At 68.5% G+C, this 16,877-nt stretch carries 16 protein-coding genes; 7 read left to right on the top strand and 9 right to left on the bottom strand.

Translation table 11 applies throughout. From position 1 onward, the window contains the following. Nucleotides 1-16: 16 nt before the first annotated feature. The 4 genes from AB0F43_RS02060 to thiO all read right to left on the bottom strand — a co-directional run bounded on the left by AB0F43_RS02060 (nt 17) and on the right by thiO (nt 5,231). Nucleotides 17-907, bottom strand: a complete 891-nt coding sequence (locus AB0F43_RS02060; RefSeq protein WP_360469322.1) for a DMT family transporter — start codon at nt 905-907, stop codon at nt 17-19. Nucleotides 908-941: 34 nt separating this feature from the next. Further along, nucleotides 942-2,891: a Stk1 family PASTA domain-containing Ser/Thr kinase gene (gene pknB, locus AB0F43_RS02055; protein WP_360469319.1), complete on the bottom strand. Its 1,950-nt coding sequence runs from the start codon at nt 2,889-2,891 to the stop codon at nt 942-944. A 92-nt stretch (nt 2,892-2,983) separates the two neighbouring features. Beyond that, the gene (locus tag AB0F43_RS02050; protein ID WP_360469316.1) at nt 2,984-3,931 is read right to left on the bottom strand and encodes a LysM peptidoglycan-binding domain-containing protein; all 948 of its coding nucleotides are present in this window, start codon (nt 3,929-3,931) and stop codon (nt 2,984-2,986) included. Nucleotides 3,932-4,079: 148 nt separating this feature from the next. After that, a complete protein-coding gene (thiO, locus tag AB0F43_RS02045; RefSeq protein ID WP_360469313.1) occupies nt 4,080-5,231 on the bottom strand; it encodes a glycine oxidase ThiO in 1,152 nt (383 codons plus the stop codon). Between the two features lie 161 nt (nt 5,232-5,392). Here thiO and thiE point away from each other — a divergent pair, with 161 nt between their 5' ends. From thiE to AB0F43_RS02030, 3 genes are read left to right on the top strand one after another with little or no spacing between them, the layout of a single operon-like run. Next, nucleotides 5,393-6,049, top strand: a complete 657-nt coding sequence (thiE, locus tag AB0F43_RS02040; protein WP_360469310.1) for a thiamine phosphate synthase — start codon at nt 5,393-5,395, stop codon at nt 6,047-6,049. Next, complete coding sequence (locus AB0F43_RS02035; protein WP_360469308.1) at nt 6,046-6,468, top strand: ribonuclease domain-containing protein; 423 nt, start codon at nt 6,046-6,048, stop codon at nt 6,466-6,468. Before thiE ends, AB0F43_RS02035 begins: the two co-directional genes overlap by 4 nt. Continuing rightward, nucleotides 6,465-6,899: a barstar family protein gene (locus tag AB0F43_RS02030; RefSeq protein WP_360469305.1), complete on the top strand. Its 435-nt coding sequence runs from the start codon at nt 6,465-6,467 to the stop codon at nt 6,897-6,899. The genes AB0F43_RS02035 and AB0F43_RS02030 overlap by 4 nt, the downstream gene beginning before the upstream one ends. Nucleotides 6,900-6,928: 29 nt before the next feature. Here AB0F43_RS02030 and AB0F43_RS02025 read toward each other — a convergent pair whose 3' ends face one another. After that, entirely contained in the window at nt 6,929-7,279 is a 351-nt protein-coding gene (locus tag AB0F43_RS02025) for a DUF4180 domain-containing protein (protein WP_360469302.1), read from the bottom strand. A gap of 98 nt (nt 7,280-7,377) precedes the next feature. Here AB0F43_RS02025 and AB0F43_RS02020 point away from each other — a divergent pair, with 98 nt between their 5' ends. Next, nucleotides 7,378-7,797, top strand: coding sequence for a helix-turn-helix domain-containing protein (locus AB0F43_RS02020; protein ID WP_360469300.1), 420 nt, complete (start codon nt 7,378-7,380; stop codon nt 7,795-7,797). A gap of 174 nt (nt 7,798-7,971) precedes the next feature. Here AB0F43_RS02020 and AB0F43_RS02015 read toward each other — a convergent pair whose 3' ends face one another. Continuing rightward, nucleotides 7,972-9,042 carry a polyprenyl synthetase family protein gene (locus AB0F43_RS02015; RefSeq protein ID WP_360469297.1) on the bottom strand — a complete coding sequence of 357 codons (1,071 nt, stop codon included), beginning with the start codon at nt 9,040-9,042 and terminating at the stop codon, nt 7,972-7,974. 57 nt (nt 9,043-9,099) lie between these two features. Here AB0F43_RS02015 and metF point away from each other — a divergent pair, with 57 nt between their 5' ends. Further along, on the top strand, nt 9,100-10,017 hold the full coding sequence (gene metF, locus AB0F43_RS02010) for a methylenetetrahydrofolate reductase [NAD(P)H] (RefSeq protein ID WP_360469295.1): 918 nt from the start codon (nt 9,100-9,102) through the stop codon (nt 10,015-10,017). A gap of 28 nt (nt 10,018-10,045) precedes the next feature. Continuing rightward, on the top strand, nt 10,046-10,576 hold the full coding sequence (locus AB0F43_RS02005) for a histidine phosphatase family protein (protein ID WP_360469292.1): 531 nt from the start codon (nt 10,046-10,048) through the stop codon (nt 10,574-10,576). Here the strand turns inward: AB0F43_RS02005 and AB0F43_RS02000 are convergent. From AB0F43_RS02000 to AB0F43_RS01990, 3 genes are all read right to left on the bottom strand, one after another. Then, complete coding sequence (locus tag AB0F43_RS02000; RefSeq protein ID WP_360469290.1) at nt 10,573-12,777, bottom strand: UvrD-helicase domain-containing protein; 2,205 nt, start codon at nt 12,775-12,777, stop codon at nt 10,573-10,575. The genes AB0F43_RS02005 and AB0F43_RS02000 overlap by 4 nt on opposite strands. 92 nt (nt 12,778-12,869) lie before the next feature. Further along, nucleotides 12,870-14,177 (bottom strand): NAD(P)/FAD-dependent oxidoreductase, encoded by a 1,308-nt coding sequence (locus AB0F43_RS01995; RefSeq protein ID WP_360469287.1) that lies wholly within the window; start codon nt 14,175-14,177, stop codon nt 12,870-12,872. Then, nucleotides 14,177-14,788 carry a DUF4126 domain-containing protein gene (locus AB0F43_RS01990; RefSeq protein ID WP_360469285.1) on the bottom strand — a complete coding sequence of 204 codons (612 nt, stop codon included), beginning with the start codon at nt 14,786-14,788 and terminating at the stop codon, nt 14,177-14,179. The genes AB0F43_RS01995 and AB0F43_RS01990 overlap by 1 nt, the downstream gene beginning before the upstream one ends. A gap of 162 nt (nt 14,789-14,950) precedes the next feature. On the opposite strand from AB0F43_RS01990, the gene AB0F43_RS01985 reads away from it, so the two are divergent. Beyond that, nucleotides 14,951-16,870: an N-acetylmuramoyl-L-alanine amidase gene (locus tag AB0F43_RS01985; protein ID WP_360469282.1), complete on the top strand. Its 1,920-nt coding sequence runs from the start codon at nt 14,951-14,953 to the stop codon at nt 16,868-16,870. Nucleotides 16,871-16,877 lie beyond the last annotated feature (7 nt).

Raw genomic sequence — 16,877 nt, 5'->3', positions numbered from 1 at the left:
CCCCTATGTCCTGGAACTACTGAGCCAGATGCTGCACTTCGGCCTCGAACTTGCGTCGCGGTGCGAGTTCCACCAGGTACATGGCGGACAGCACCAGGGCACCACCTACCAGCATCCGCCAGGTCACGCTCTCCGAGCCGAACAGTACGGCGAACGACGACGCGAACACCGGTTCCATGGTCATCGCGATCGCCGCGCGGGTCGGGTTGAGATGAGCCTGCGCCCACGTCTGGACGATCAATGCCAGCGCCCCGGCGACGAGCGCCATGTAGAAGACGCTGACCCAGTCACCGGTTGTTCCCGGTACGGCGAAGCCCCCGGGCAGAGCGCCGATACCGCACACGCAGGTGATCACGATCATCTGCAGTGCGGACAGACCGAACGCGTTCGACGGGGTGGACCAGGCGCCGAGACCGATGATGTGCAACGCGTACAGGCCGGCCGAGGCGAGGGTGAGCAGCTCCCCGGTGCCCAGGCTCAGACCGCGCAGCGACAGTACGCCGAGGCCGACGGTGGCAAGGAGCACGGCGACCCAGGCCCAGCGGCCGATCTTGTGCCGCAGGATGACCGCGGCCAGCAGCGGGGTGAACACGACGTACATGCCGGTGACGAAACCGGAGACACTCGCCGACGTGTGCCGCAGGCCCTCGGTCTGGACCAGCTGGGCGATGCCGTAGGTGATGCCGAGGGCAACGGCACGGCCGCGGTCCAGGCGGCTCAGCCGGCCGATCGCCGGCGGATGGACCAGGACCAGCGCGATCGAGGCGATCAGAAAACGCAACGCCAGGTAGTCGGCGACGTCCATCCTGGTGAGCAGGTCCTTGGTCAGGAAGAACGTGGATCCCCACGCCGCCGCGACCGCGAGCAGGGCAAAGACGGCCAGACGCGGGTGATTCACGCGGCACATCTCATCAGACGCCACCACCGGGCGCCAAAACGGGTCAGAGCACCGTGATGACGACCTGGCTACCGGGTTTGGCCAACTTGCCGGCCCCTGGGTTCTGCGCGGCGACGATGTTGAGCCCGAGGTTGAACGGCGCCTTCTCCACCTTCACCGTGAAGCCCGCCTCGGTGAGGATCTTCTGCGCGTCGGCGAGGTTCTTGCGCTTGACGTTCGGGATCTCCACCAGCGGTGGGCCCTTCGACACCACCAGCTGGACCTTGTCCTTGGCGAACAGGGTGCCGCTGTTCGGGTTCTGGCTGATCACCTTGCCCTCGGCGACCTTCTCGTCGTACTGGTCGGTGCGCCCGACCACGAAGCCGAGTTTGCGCAGTTCCCCTCTCGCGTCCCGGTAGGACTTCCCGGTGGTGTCGGGTACCGCGATCGGCTTCCTGCCCTTGCTGATCGCGAGGTTGACCGCCGTCCCCGGTTTCACCACCGAGTCGAACTTCGGGCTGAACGCGATCACCCGGCCGGCCGGCACGGTCTCGCTGTACTGCTCGTTGATCTGCCCGGTGATGAGCTTGATCGGGTCCAGCGCCCGCTTCGCCGCGTCGAGTTCCAGCCCGGCGAGCTGTGGCACCCGGTACCGTTCCGGGCCCTTGGAGACGGTGAGACCGACCTCACCGTTCTTGCGGATCCGGTCCCCGGCGGCGGGGTCGGTCGCCATGACCTCACCCCTCGGCACGTCCTCGGAGAAGTCCTGGTTCGCCAGGGTGGTCCGCAGCCCGGCCTTCTCGGCCTCAGCCGCGGCCGCCGCCGGCACCATCCTCACCAGACTCGGCGTGGTGGTGTAGCGGTGGATGCCGTAGTACCAGGCCGCCGTACCGATGCCGATCGCGGCGGCCAGGATCGCGATCAGTGCGATGAGCCCGCGGCCCTTGCGCTGCGGCGGCGCCTGGACTCGCCGCGGCGCGCCGGTGGGCCGTCCGTTCTCCACCGGTACGACGATCGTGTCGTGCCGCAGGACCTGACCGTTGTCGTCCAGGCCGCCGCGCGTGTAGCCGTCGTCATACCCGCTGTCCTGGCGGATCTGCTGGATCGGCACAGTCAGGTCGCCGGTCAGGTCCGGGTCGTCCGGCAGCCCTTCCTCCAGCGCACTGCGGACCCGGTGAACCTGGCGGCTCAGCACCCGCGCGTCGGCCGGCCGCAGATCCCGGTCACGCGCAGTCGCGCGCTGCACGAGCGCATCGACGTACGGCGGGATGCTCGGCTGCTCCAACGACGGCGCCGGTACGTCGGCGTGGACATGCGCGTACGCGACCTGGATCGGGGTGTCACCGGAGTGTGGCTTGTTCCCGGTGAGCATCTCGTACAGCAGGATGCCTGAGGAGTACACGTCCGACCGGGCATCCGCGCTACCGTCCGTGACGAGCTCAGGCGCCAGATAGGACACCGTGCCCATGAGGAGGCCCTGCGTCGCGGTGTTGCCGGTCGCGCTGACCGCGCGGGCCAGACCGAAGTCCGCGACCTTCACCACGCCGTTGTCGGAGATCAGCACGTTCTCCGGCTTGATGTCGCGGTGCACGATCCCGGCGTCGTGTGCCGCGGAGAGCGCGGACAGGATCGGCGCCAGCAGGTCGAGCGCGCGAGCGGGGGAGAGCGGCGCCTGCTCCCGGATCACGTCCCGGAGCGTGCGGCCAGGAACGTACTCCATCGCCAGGAACAGCGTGCCGTCGTCGTCACCCTGGTCGAAGACGGCGACCACGTTCGGGTGCGAGAGCCGGGCGGCGGCCCGGGCCTCGGCCACGAACCGGCGGGCGAACTGGGCGTCGTCACCGAGCCCGTCGTGCATCACCTTGAGCGCGACCACCCGGTCCAGCCGCATGTCGAGGGCTTTGTAGACGGTGGCCATCCCGCCCTTCGCGACGCGCGCGCCCACGCGGTACCGTCCGTCGAGCACTCGCCCGACGAGGCGGTCGCTGACCTGCGTGTCCACGTCGTCCGTCACTTGCGGTGAGCCGCCTCTCGAAGCCGTCCTGCTCAGAGAGTGTAGATAAGGCCCCAGCATGACCGCGCCAGGCTCACCGCAAACGTGCTACCTCACCGTAATGGGTCCCAGCCCCGCTCCAGCTGCGCCTTGATCCGGAGCACGTTCTTCACGTACAGCTTCGTGTCCGGGTACATCCCGTTCCGCGTCACCCCGCCCAGGCCCTGGTAGTACCCCGCGACGGCGATGTCCAGCCGGGCCGCGCCGGTCAGCCGGTCCAGCAGCACCACTCCGGCAGTGACGTTGTCCTGCGGCCGGAGCAGGTCCAGCTTCCGCCCCACGATGGACGAGGCGAACTGGCCGGTCGACGGGATCACCTGCATCGCACCGATTGCGTTCGCCGGAGAGACCACCCGCTGCTTCCACCCCGACTCCTGCCAGCTCACCGCGAGCGCGAGCTCCGGGTCGACGCCGTACCGCTTGGAGGTGCTGACGATCAGGTTGCGCATCTGGGCCCTGGTCGGCAGCTTGCGGCTCTTCAGGATCGCCCGGTTGCGGTCGGCCCTGGCGACGATGTGGTCCGCGTAGGTGCGGCCGGCGAAGCTGTTGTTCTTCTTGACCGGTGCCTTGGCCTTCGGCCGGAGCTTGACCGGGACCTGCAGCGGCTTCCCGGCGTAGATGTGGTCGCCGGCGCGCAGGCCGTTCGCGGCCAGCAGGTTCGCCTGGGAGCACTTGAAGCGCTTGGCGATCTCGGAGACCGTGTCACCCGGTTTGACGATATAGGTGACCCGGCCGAGCTGGGAGCGCTTGGTGCTCGCCTGCTTCCCGGCGCTCCCTGGCACCTTCAGCACCGCGCCGGCGTAGATTGCGTTGCCGTTGCCGGGCAGTTTGTTGAGGACGACCAGGTTCTTCACCGTGGTGCCGTAGCGGCTCGCGATGTGGCTGAGGGTGTCACCGTCCTTCACCGTGTACGAGCCGAAGCCCGGTGAACCGGCGGTGATCACGCCTGCGGTCAGCAACGGCACGGCTATGCCGCTCAGAACACGTACGACGTTGCGCATGGTTCCATCTCCCCGTGTGAGCGTCACTTGACCGTAAGTGCGATACTCATGTGACAACAGGGGCCAATGGGGTGCTTGTTACGCCTGTAATCCAATGTTTACAATTCAAGGCTGAACTACATGCGTGTAGTTCACAAGCGATGAGTGCTCAGAGCAACCGACCGGTCGCGAACCTGCTCCCGAGGAACGGCTTTGCCAGCTCGGGTACGACGCCGGTGCGCACAGTGTCGGCGATGAGCTGCGCGGTGATCGGCGTGAGCAGTACGCCGTTGCGGTAGTGACCCGTTGCCCAGAGCAACCCATCGAGACCGGACGGTCCCAGCACTGGCGCGTTGTCCGGTGTCGCAGGTCGCAGCCCGGCGATCGCTTCCACCAACTCGAGCTCATCCGTGATCGGCAGCACCATCCGGGCGTCCCGCAGCAACGAGAACACGCCACCTGCGAGCACCCGGGTGTCATAGCCGAGCTCAGTGCTGGTGGCACCCACTACGAGCTCACCACCTGGCCGCGGCACCAGGTAGACAGAGAAGCCTCGCGCGGTCGCACGTACGGTGTGAGTCAGTGCAGGCCGATAAGCCTCAGGCACCCGCAGCCGCAGTACTTCGCCCTTCACGGGACGCACAGGCGGCCGCAGCTCCTGCGGTACCCCGTCCAATTGCCCAGACCAAGGCCCCGCCGCCACAACGACATGCCCCGCATGCACGGTGTCCCCGTTGTCCAGTTGTACGCCGACAGCCGTCGCACCTGAGGTGAGGACGCGCGACACGCGCTCACGCAGCAGGGTGACACCGGAGACTTCTACTGCGCGGAGGAGTGCGGCCACTGCCTGCCTGTTGTCGACTGAGTGGTCGCCGGGGACCCACACGCCACCGGAGACGCCGGCGGCCAGCATCGGCTCGCGTTTGCGGGCGTCGCGGCCGGACAGTTCCTCGACCTCGAGGCCGAGGCGTCGTTGGTAGTCCGCCAATCTCCGGAGTGCTGCTGCGTCGTCGACGTCGTACGCGACCGACAGGGTCCCTGTCTGGTGCAGACCGGCTGAGAGACCTGTGGTGCTTTCCAGTTCGGCGGCGAACGAAGGCCACGCGGCGACACTCGCGAGGTTGAGGGCGAGCAAGTCGTCTTCGCCGTACTCGACCTCGGTGACCGGTGCCAGCATCCCGGCGGCGACGGCGGAGGTCTGGGTGCCGGGTGTCGGGTCACATACCGTCACCTGGATACCGTCTGCAGCCAGCCGCCAGGCGGTGGCAAGACCAATGAGCCCGGCCCCGACCACCACCACATCGGATGTGAACCCGGTCATGGGGCCTCCCGGCCTGGACTGAGGAGCGGAGGGAGCGCAGCGACCGGAGCGACGAGGGAAGGCCGGGAGTCAAAGCCCCATGACCCGCCGCGCGGCAGCGCGGCAATGAGCACAGGCATGCCACCACACTACGACGGCGCGTACATGGCAGGCTGTGTGGTGTGATTGAGCACACCGAGCACACCGACCGCTTGCAGGACGCACGCCTCTACCTGTGCACGGACGCCCGCGAGAAGCAGGGCGACCTCGAACAGTTCCTGGACGCCGCCCTCGGCGGTGGCGTGGACATCGTGCAGCTCCGTCAGAAGGACATGGAGGCTGCCGACGAGCTGGCCGCCCTGGAGGTCTTCGCGGCCGCGTGCAAGCGGCACGGCAAGCTGCTGGCCGTCAACGACCGTGCGGACATCGCCTTCACCGCCGGAGCCGACGTACTGCACCTGGGTCAGCGTGACCTGCCGGTGCAGGCCGCCCGGGCCATCACCGGTCCGGACCTGATCATCGGCCGCTCCACCCACACGTTCAGTCAGGTGAACGCAGCCGTTGCCGAGCAGGGCTCCGACTACTTCTGCGTCGGGCCGACCTGGGAGACGCCGACCAAGCCGGGCCGCCAGCCCGCCGGGCTCGAGCTTGTTGCGTACGCCGCCAGCCGTCAGCAGCCGAAGCCGTGGTTCGCGATCGGTGGTATCGATCTCGGCCGACTCGACCAGGTCCTCGAAGCAGGTGCCACTCGCGTGGTCGTCGTACGCGCGATCACCGACGCGGACGACCCCGGTGCCGCGGCCGCGGAGTTCAGCCGGCGGTTGCGGGGGGCCGGGTGATCAACAACCCGAAGGCAGCCCGGATCGTCGCCGCCGTCGTGGTCGCGATGCTGGTGATCACGCTGGCTGCCTCGCTGTTCGGCTGCAGTGCCGCCAAGTCGAGCAGCACTGATCCGGAGAGCGGCCTGACCATCGTCGCGGTGGCGGACCTGCCGGCCGAGGCGCAGGACACGCTGAAGCTGATCGATCAGGGTGGGCCGTTCCCGTACAGCCGGGACGGGGCCGGGTTCGGCAACTTCGAGAAGATCCTGCCGAGGCAGGACCGTGGGTACTACCGCGAGTACACCGTGAAGACGCCGGAGGAGAAGGATCGCGGCGCCCGGCGGATCGTGACCGGGAAGGGTGGTGAGCGTTATTACACCGACGATCACTACAAATCGTTCCGCCGGATCGCGGCGGACGGGGGGACCGACGGATGACTGACCTGCGCACGCTGCTGTCCAACGGCCTGCGGCCCGGCGTCTACCGCTGGCAGTCCGACGCGACCGCAGACCAAGTACGACGCGACGTCGCCGGGGCGGGCTGGGACTTCGTCCTCCTGGACACACACGAGATCCACGACAAGGCCGGGTTCCTGGACCTCTGCGCGACTGCCTTCGACCTGCCGCGGTGGTTCGGGCGCAACTGGGACGCACTCGCCGATTCGCTGAGCGACCGCTCCACCGGCGAACCCGAGATCGTGCTCTGGACCGGTCTCCACCATCTGCTCGAGCACGACCACGACACCGTCGATGTCGCACTGCAGATCTTCACCGAGGACACGACGGCATCCGGTCAGCTCCGGGTTCTCATCCAGGAGCGCCCCGGTGCCGAGACGCCGGACCTGCTCGGCTCGCAGCCTGTGCTGTGACCGCGGCCGGGGCTAGCTCCCGGTGCTGATCACGCGCCCAGCCGCTCGGCCAGTACGGATAGCTCCTCCACGATCCACACCGACCGTCCTCGGTTGCTCTCCCGGACCCAGTCCCGCAGCGGCTTGCTCTCGGCCAGCTTGTCCGAGATGTCACCCACCACGGCCAGGCCCATCCGGTAGTCCACGAACTTCTGCGCGATCGCTCCCGCCCGGCCGGTCCGCAACTCGAAGAACTCCTCGCCCAACCCCTCCGCCGTCAAGGCGACCCACTCGGCCTGGTGCTCGTAGTGCGCCGTCGCGATGAGCTGTACGGCGTCCCGGTCGTCCCCCAGGCGGCTGTCGCTCACGAACACCCGGATGCCTCCAAGTTCCTCAATCATGGCATCGAAAATACCTTAAACAACCCCTATCTTGCTAAATATAGGGAATTCTAAGGAACCTGCCTTAGCCTGGAGTCCCACGACGACGAAGGAAGCGGATGCCTCAGGAGCTGTACTCGGTCGAGCAGGTGGCGAGCCGGCTCGGCCTGCATGTCCGGACGATCCGGAACTACGTGCGCGACGGCCGGCTGAAGGCCGTCCGGATCGGGAAGCAGTACCGGATCGCCCGCGAGGACCTCGAGGCGTTCACCGGGACCAGTGCCGCCGCGCTCGAGGCGGACGAACGGTCCCGGCACGTCGAGGCGTCCAGCATCGTGCACATCGACGCGATCGACCGGACCGGTGCGGACCGGATCAGCACCCACGTGATGGGCGCGCTCAATCAACCCGGAGTCGGCCGCCTCCGGGTCGAGACCGTGTACGACGAGGATCGCGCCGTACTGAAGGTCATCATCATCGGCGACCTGGCCCCGACTGCCGAGCTCCTCCGCCTTATCAACCTAATGACCACCCCCTGACCCCGCCCCTCGGGCGGAGCGGGGATCGAGTGAAAGAAGTGGGCGCCCGGCAAGCGATTGCCGGCCGCAAGGTCGCCACACTCGACGGAGTTGACGCACGGTGGCTTCACTCGCGTGCACGGACTGTCGCACGGTGGCTTCACTCGCGGGTGTGGGATCAGTGGCGCGGACGGGTCACAGCAAGCGCGAGGTGGCGGCGATGGCCAGGTCGGCCAGGGCTTTGCGGGCCGTGCCGTCGGCGAGGGGAGCGCGGTCCAGGGCGTCGAGGGCGTCCTCGGTCCGCTCGGTGATGAGGTCCTCGCAGGCCTGCACCGCCCGCGAGTCCTGCAGGATCTCGCGCAGCAACTGGATCTCGTCGTCGTCCAGGTCCGGCCGTCCGAACAGCCGGTCGAACTCGGCCAGCTGCACCTCCGACGCGTGGTCGACCGCGTAGGCGACCAGCACCGTCCGCTTGCCCTCGCGCAGGTCGTCACCGGCCGGCTTCCCGGTCAGCGCCGGATCGCCGAACACCCCGAGCAGGTCGTCGCGCAGCTGGAACGCCTCACCCACCGGCAGGCCGTACGCCGACAAGGCCTCGAGCAACCGCCGATCGCCGCCGGCCAACGCCGCGCCGATGTGCAACGGCCGCTCGACCGTGTACGTCGCCGACTTGTACCGCAGAACGCGCAAAGCCTGGTCCATGTCGGACACGCCACTCGCCTGCGCGACCAGGTCCAGGTACTGCCCGGCTGTCACCTCGACCCGGACGGCGTCGAAGAACCGCGCCGCCCGGGCGAGTGCGGCCGCGTCGAAACCGGACGTGTGCAGGATCTCGTCCGCCCAGATCAGGCACAGATCGCCGAGCAGGATGGCCGCGCCGATACCGAAACCGACCGGGTCGCCGCCGACCCCGGAGGCCTCCGACCGGGCCCGTTGCAACGCCTCGAAGCGACGATGAGCGGCGGGAGCACCTCGGCGTACGTCGGAGGAATCCATCACGTCGTCGTGCACCAGGGCGCTGACGTGCAGCATCTCCAGACTGGCCGCGGCGGTCAGGATCGGCTGCGCCGGATCGCCGCCCGCGGCCCGGAAGCCCCAGTAGCAGAAGGACGGCCGCAGCCGCTTGCCGCCGCTGGTCGCGTCCCGCGCGGCCTGCACCTGCTCGGTCAGCTCCGGCCCGATCGCCGCCAGCCGCTGCTGCTGCAGGTCGAGGAAACCGGTCAGCGCACGCTGTACCTCGGCCGGGATGTCCACATCGCCATACACGTCTCGGAGCGTAGTCGGTGGCAGCGCCGTGATGGACACCGCGGGTAACCTGTCGCCATGGCGAACGGTCTTCCCTCGACGCGGCCCGGCGGTAGGCCGACGATCCGCGAGCTGCTGTCCGCCGGGGACCGCTCCTTCTCGTTCGAGTTCTTCCCGCCGAAGACGCCCGAGGCCGAGGAGGTGCTGTGGCGGTCGATCCGGGAGATCGAGCAGCTGCGGCCGACCTTCGTCTCGATCACGTACGGCGCCGGCGGCACCACCCGGGACGGCACCATCCGGGTCACCGAACGGGTCGCCCAGGACACCTCGCTCACGCCGCTCGGCCACCTCACCTGTGTCTCCCACTCGCGCGACGAGCTACGGTCGGTGATCGGTGCGTACGCCGGCGCCGGCGTACGGAACATGCTCGCGCTGCGCGGCGACCCGCCGGGCGGTCCGAACCAGCCCTGGGTCGCGCATCCGGAAGGCCTGAACCACGCGGTCGAGCTGGTCGAGCTGATCAAGTCGCTCGGCGACTTCTGCGTCGGGGTGGCGGCGTTCCCGGACAAGCATCCGGAGGCGACGTCGCTGGAGGCCGACGCGCAGGTGCTCGCGGCGAAGGCCGCCGCTGGTGCCGACTACGCGATCACTCAGATGTTCTTCGGTGCGGACGACTACTTCCGGCTGGTGGAGCGCGCGGCCGCGCTGGGCTGCGACATCCCGGTGCTGCCGGGCGTCATGCCGGTCACCAACATCAAGCAGATCCAGCGGATGGCGGAGCTGACCGGGATGGCGCTGCCGACGTCGGTGACGGACCGGCTGCTCGCGGTCGAGGACGACCCCGGCGCGGTGCGCGCGGTGGGTATCGAGATCGCGACCGAGCTGTGCGAGCGGTTGCTCGCGGGCGGTGCGCCCGGTATTCACTTCATCACTCTGAACAGATCCACCGCGACCCGTCAGGTGTTCCTCAACCTTCGCTCGTCCGTCGTGTCCTGACCCCGGCTGCCGGTCGTATCCTGTGCGGATGGCTGACCCGTCGGATCTGCTGATCGACCGCACCCTCGTGCTGCTCCGGCACGCGAAAGCGGTCCCGCCCGAGTCGATGCCCGACCTGGAGCGCCCGCTGGCCGACCGCGGCCGGGCCGACGCGAGTGCGGCCGGTCGCTACCTCGTTGCCCACGGCATCGACGCGGACCTGGTCCTGTGCTCGCCGTCGCAGCGCACCCGCGAGACCTGGCAGTACGCCGCCGAGGCCGGCGCGACCGCGACCGACATCTGGTACGACCGCCGCATCTACAACGCCGACAGCGACGAGCTGCTCGACGTCATCCGCGAAGCACCGGCCGAGGCCCGCACGGTGATCCTGGTCGGCCACGCCCCCGGCCTACCGTGGCTGGCCGACGAGCTGGCCCTCGACGGCACCAGCCCGGAACGCGTCGAGCTCACCCAGAAGTACCCGACCAGCGGCCTGGCCGTCCTCCACCTCACCTGCCGCTGGTCCGACCTCTCGGCCGACGATGCCGATCTCGTCTCGTACGTCGTACCTCGCGGCTAAGGCAGCCAGTCCGTGGTGCTGTTGACGGTGACGAGGCGTTGAGTCGCGCGGGTCAGGACGACGTACAGGGCTCGTACGCCGCCTAGCGTGTCGCTGACGATCCGGTCCGGCTCGACGACCACGACCGCGTCGTACTCGAGACCCTTCGACTCCAGCGGGCTCACGGCGACCACGCGCGGGTCGCCCAGCTCGGCCAGCACCGTGTCGACGGCTGGTCGCAGCTTCGGCGGCACGATCACGCCGACGGTGCCCTCGACCAGCTGGAGCAGCTCGACCGCGGTGTCGCCAGCGGCCTCGGCGATCTTGCCGGCGTCGACAACCCGGTGCTCGGGCTCGACGCCGGTACGACGTACCGCGTCCGGCAGGTCCGCACCGGGCAGGGACCGACGGATCACCTCACCGGCGAACGAGTAGATCTCGGCCGAGTTCCGGTAGTTGGTGGACAGCCGGAAGCTGTGCCGCTGCAGGTGCGACAGCATCGAGTCCATCGCCGCGCGGGCCTCGTCCGGGTCCGGCCACGAGCTCTGCGCCGGGTCACCGACGATCGTCCAGCTCGCCTGCGGACCGCGGCGGGTCACCATCCGCCACTGCATGGGGGAGAGGTCCTGCGCCTCGTCGACCAGGACGTGCGCGTACTCCTCCGGCTCCTCTGCGTCTCTGGCAGCGACAGCCCGGGCCCGACGCTCCGACGTGGTCAGCACTTCGTTGACGCCGTCGGACAGACCCTCCAGCCAGTCGAACTCCTCGTCCTTGACCTCGGCGAGCGGTGCGCGTCCCAGCACGGTGTCAAGCTCGTCCAGCAGGGCAACGTCGGCAATGGTGAAGTCATCCGTGCCGCGAATGGCTGCAGCGAGCGTGTCGATCTCTGCGGGACTCAGGTCGTTGCGGGCCCACCGCTGCAACCGCCGTGGGTCACCGAGCCAGCGCAGCACCGCCTCCGGCGTCAGAACGGGCCACCACTGGCTGAAGAACGTCCGGAACGCAGATGTCTCGGTCACCTGGTCGCCGAACGCCTCACGGTCGCCGTACACACCGTTGCGCAGGTCATCTGGGAACCGCTGCCACAGCGCGGCCACCAGACCCTTGCGGGCTTCAGCTCCGGCCCTGTTGCGGGGCGTCCGGCGCAACGCGTTCCGTCGTACGTTGTCCAGCTGGTTCGCATCCAGCTCGACGGTCGCGCCACCGAGGAAGACGCGGAGCGTGGTGGGCGCGTTGGGCACGCGGTCGCGGGCAGCACGCGACAGTACGCCGCGCATCCGCAGTGAGCCCTTTATGGCGGCAACCTCCGCCTCGTCGACCGCAGTGGCCTTGACACCGTCCACCAGCTCGCCCACAGCCCGCAGGGACACCGTGTTCTCGCCCAGGCTCGGCAGCACTCGCTCGATGTAGGCCATGAACGCGGCGGACGGCCCGACGACCAGTACGCCGCCACGCTCGAACCGCCTGCGGTCGCTGTAGAGCAGGTACGCCGCGCGGTGCAGGGCGACCACGGTCTTGCCAGTACCAGGGCCACCGCCGATGACGGTGACACCGCGGGCGGGCGCCCGGATCGCCTTGTCCTGCTCGGCCTGGATGGTGGCGACGATGTCGCGCATCGTGTGACCGCGGGCCCGGGACAGGGACGCCATCAGCGCGCCCTCACCCATCACCGGCAGGTCCTCGGGCGCTCGCTCCGGCGCCAGCAGGTCGTCCTCGAGCCCGATGATGCGCGGGCCCTTGTTGCGCAGCACCCTGCGGCGGACGACCTTCAGCCGGTCGGTCGAGGTGGCGCGATAGAACGGCTCAGCGGCCGGCGCGCGCCAGTCGATCACCAGTGGTTCGTACTCCGCGTCGCGGACGCCGATCCGGCCGACGTACAGCTTCTCCAGGTCCGCGGCGTTGTCAGCGGTCGGCTGGTCGTCGCCGCGGTCGGAGTCGAGCCGGCCGAAGACGAGACCCTCGTGCTCGGCGTCCAGCTCGGCGATCCGCCGGGCCGCCGCGAACACCAGCACGTCCCGCTCGTACAGACCGGTCTGCTCCTCCTCGCGGACCCGGCCGACGTTCTGAGCCTGTCCGCGCTGGTGGCCTTCGACCGCGATCCGGGACGCTGAGCGGGCCGCCTCCGCGACCCGCTCGTACACCCGGTCGACGTGTTGCTGCTCAGCCGCCAGCTCAGCGCGCTCGACGTTCTCGTGATCGGCCGACGTGGGGGATTGATCCACCGAGGTCCTCTCTACTGCCGGGCACCCATCCCGACATGGAACACATGAACAATCAATCCTACGTGCGCCGGTTGACCGAACCCCACCCGGTCTCAGGCTTTCCCGACCGCGTCAGCCACGATGGCCGCACCCAGAGTCGTCGCCGGTACGCCGGAACCCGGGTGAGCGCCCGCACCCACGCAGTACAGCCCCTTGACGGGGGAGACGTTGGCGGCACGCCGACGGGCGGTTCGGTACCCCTCCCACGCCACCCCTGCCCACCAGGACGGCGACGTCTGCCGCGACACCACCTTGTCCCGAACATGCAATCCACGCGCCACCAGGAGGTCCAGTACGTCGTCCGTCGGGTAGCCGTGCACCAGCACAGACCACGCTTGATGCCCACCCGGTGCCTGACCGCCGACTCGTATGACGACTGTCGGCGTACCGTGCAGGACAGTCTCGAACGGCAGGCTCGGCAACGGCTCCCGCAGCCCGAGGTGTACGACGTACGCCGCCTGGGCCTGGTGTGTCGCCTGGACCTGCTTGCGCACCTTCTTGGCCGCCGGGTCATCCACCAGCTGCCCGTAGAGCTCACGTGGGTCGATGTCGCTCACCACGATGTCCGCAGCGAGCTCAGTCCCATCGGCCAGCCGTACGCCGGTCACACTGCCGTCAGACGTGGTGACAGCGACCACCTCTGCCCCAGTCCGGACGTTGACCTTCCGCTCACTTGCCCGTTGCGCCAGAGCATCCGCCAGCGCGCCGAAACCGCCTTCTATCGTCCAGCGGCCGAAGGTTCGCTCCAGGTAGGACCACACGCCGACGTACCCGGGTGTGAGCTTCGCATCCGATCCACCCTGCGCTGCGTAGAGCCGCAGTACTGCACGAGCCCTCTCGTCATCCAACTGGCGCTGTGCGACTCGCTCCAGCGACTGCCACGGCTTGAGCGCCCTGACTGCGCTCAGCGGCAGCTTGTCCATGAGTGGTGGCTCCAGCGACGTTTTGCGCAGTACCTGCCACGTGTCGCCGTAGCCGTCGACCAGTGCGGTCCACTGCTGCGCCACCTTCTCACCGGCCAGGTCACTCCAGGCTTGGAGTTGCTCACCGCGGTCGGCGATCGGCAGGTCGAGCACCGAGCCGTCAGCGAACATGTGGCGTCGCGGCTCGGTCACCGGCTCCAGTTGGACCAGGCTCTCGATCGGGCGACCACTTTTGCGGAACAGGTCCCGCAGAGCGGCCGGGAGCGTCGTACTGGCTGCTCCCGCGTCCCAGCTGAAGCCATCTGCTTCGACTCGGCCCAGCACTCCGCCAAGGCGCTCGTCACGCTCGCAGATGGTGACCTGGTGGCCGAGCTTGGCCAACCGGACTGCGCTCGCGAGACCGGCGAGGCCGGCCCCGACGACGATCACTCGAGCCATCAGATCGCACTGCCTCCAGTCGCTGGGTCGCCGCGTTTCTCCCGCCAGGCCCTGAACCTCGCGTAACCACGTTTGATGAACCGGAAGGCGACGTACACGCCGATCAGGCCAAGCAGCAGCAGAACGGCGGCAATGATCAGCGCGACCTCGGGATGGAAGGCTGCCAGCGACACCACACCGGCGACCGCGACGTCCTCACCGGACGACGCGGCGATGTTGGTGACCGGCTCGGGGGAGGTGTTGATCGCCAGCCGCAGACTCGACTTCACCGCGTGCGATAGCAACGCGACCACACCCCCGGTGGTGGCGATCACGGCCTGCTCCAGCGTGCTCGCCTCACCGGACAGCAGCGCGGCGATGATCGCGCCGACGGTCGGCCGGATCACCGTGGAGATCGCGTCCCAGGCCGAGTCGATGTACGGGATCTTGTCAGCGACGAACTCGAAGGCGAACAGCACACCCGCCGCGATCAGCACGCCGTTGCCGGTCAGCGCGGCCGGTACGTCGTCGGCTCCGGCGAACCGGCCGAGCAGGCCGAGAATCAGCACGCAGGCGTAGGCATTGATCCCACTTGCCCAGCCCGTCGTGAACGCCAACGGCAACGCTTCCATCGTCCTGCTCCCGTAACCCTCTGTCGCCACTGCTGTTGTCAGTATCGAACCTTCTTCGGCGAGTTTTGGTTAACCGTTGACTTCCGGGTCGCCTCGACTCACAGTGATCAGGCTGCCAGTCTGTGTGACCGGCATCCCCGCCGTCGGTTCAGGAGAAACAACATGCGTCGTCGTCCGAAGATTCTCGCCGCACTGGCTGCGGTAGCGCTGGCCATCACCGTGACCGGCGTGTCGTCTGGCGGTCCACCCGCTGCCGCTTCAACGCCCGCTGGGCCGTCGGCTGCGGCCGCTTCGGCCTTCAGTACGGCCGCCGCGAAGTACGGCGTACCGGAGTCCGTGCTGCTGGCTGTGTCGTACGCCGAGACCCGTTGGGACGACCACCGGGGTGCGTCCAGCACCGACGGCGGCTACGGCCCGATGCACTTGACCGCTGTCGACCCGGTCACGGTCGTCGATCTCTCCGGCCGGCGCAAGGTCGCGAAGGCCAGTTCGCTGCGGACGCTGTACAAGGCGTCGGAGCTGACCGGACTGGATCCGGTTGCCCTGCGCAACGACACCGCCGCGAACATCGAAGGTGGTGCTGCGCTGCTGGCGTCGTACCAGCGTTCGCTTGGTCTTCCCGTGGGCGCGGACACCTCCGCAGCCCAGTGGTACGGCGCAGTGGCGTCGTACGCAGAGGCCTCGGACCGTGCGGCCGCGGCGGCTTTTGCTGACGACGTCTACTCGATCATGGCGCGCGGTGCGGCCCGTACGACGAACACCGGGCAGCAGGTCGTGATGCCGGCGGTCGCCGTCGTACCGGACAAGTCGCAGGTCAGCAAGCTGTCGTTGCCGGCTGGTGTCGCCGCTGACAATTCCGGTGTGGAGTGCCCGGAGTCCCTTGGCTGTGAGTGGTTGCCCGCGCCGTACCAGGATCTGGGTGGTGGCGACTACGGCAACCACGACCTGGCGAACCGGCCCAAGACCGGGAAGATCGACTACATCATCATTCACGACACGGAGACCAGTTGGCAGGGCACGCTGCGGCTGGTGCAGGACCCGACGTACGTGAGCTGGCAGTACACGATGCGCTCGTCCGACGGCCACACCTGGCAGCACGTCAAGGCCAAGGACGTCGCCTGGCACGCCGGCAACTGGTACGTGAACATGCACAGCATCGGCATCGAGCACGAAGGGGTCGCCGCACAGGGCGCCACCTGGTACACCGAGTCGATGTACCGTAACTCGGCCAAGCTGGTGCGCTACCTCGCCGCCAAGAACAACATCCCGCTCGACCGGGCGCACATCATCGGCCACGACCAGATCCCGGGCACACTCCCCAGCACGGTCCGCGGCATGCACTGGGACCCGGGACCGTACTGGGACTGGGAGCACTACTTCGACCTGCTGGGCGCGCCGATCTGGGGTAAGTCCGTGTTCCCGGTGAAGGCCGGCTCGATCGTCACCATCAAGCCTGGGTTCGACGACAACGTGCAGGTGCTGACCAACTGCACCGGTGCGGGTACGACGTGCACCCCGCAGGGCACTAACTTCGTCTACCTGCGTCAGGCGCCGGACGACGCGGCTCCGCTGGTCAAGGACCTCGGACTGCGCCCTGACGGCTCAAACAGCACCACTGTGGTGTCCGACATCGGTGCACGGGCGGCTGCTGGTTCGCAGTACGTCGTGGCGGAGCGCCAAGGCGACTGGGTTGGTGTCTGGTACCTGGGTGCGCTGGCGTGGTTCAAGAGTCCTGCGTCGGCTCCGGATGCGTTCGCCAAGCCCGGTCTCGTGGTGAAGCCGAAGGCGGGTAGGACGTCGGTGCCGGTGTACGGGCGGGCCTACCCGGAGCAGTCGGCGTACCCGGCGGGCATCCCGTACCAGGTCGTCACGCCGCTGCAGTACTCGATCGGGGCGGGCCAGGCCTACCCGGTCGGCGATCCGTCGATCGAGACCGACTACTACCGGGCCGTCACGTTCGCCGAGCAGCCGCCGGTCGACCACGTGCAGGTGATCGGCAAGGATCGCTACTACCAGATCTGGTTCGGCCACCGGATGGCCTACGTTCGAGCCGCCGACGTAGACCTGCGGCCTGCCGTCTAGCTTGGGC

The organism is Kribbella sp. NPDC023972, assembly GCF_040639075.1.
Classification (GTDB): domain Bacteria; phylum Actinomycetota; class Actinomycetes; order Propionibacteriales; family Kribbellaceae; genus Kribbella.
This window is presented reverse-complemented; position numbering and strand designations above follow the sequence as displayed.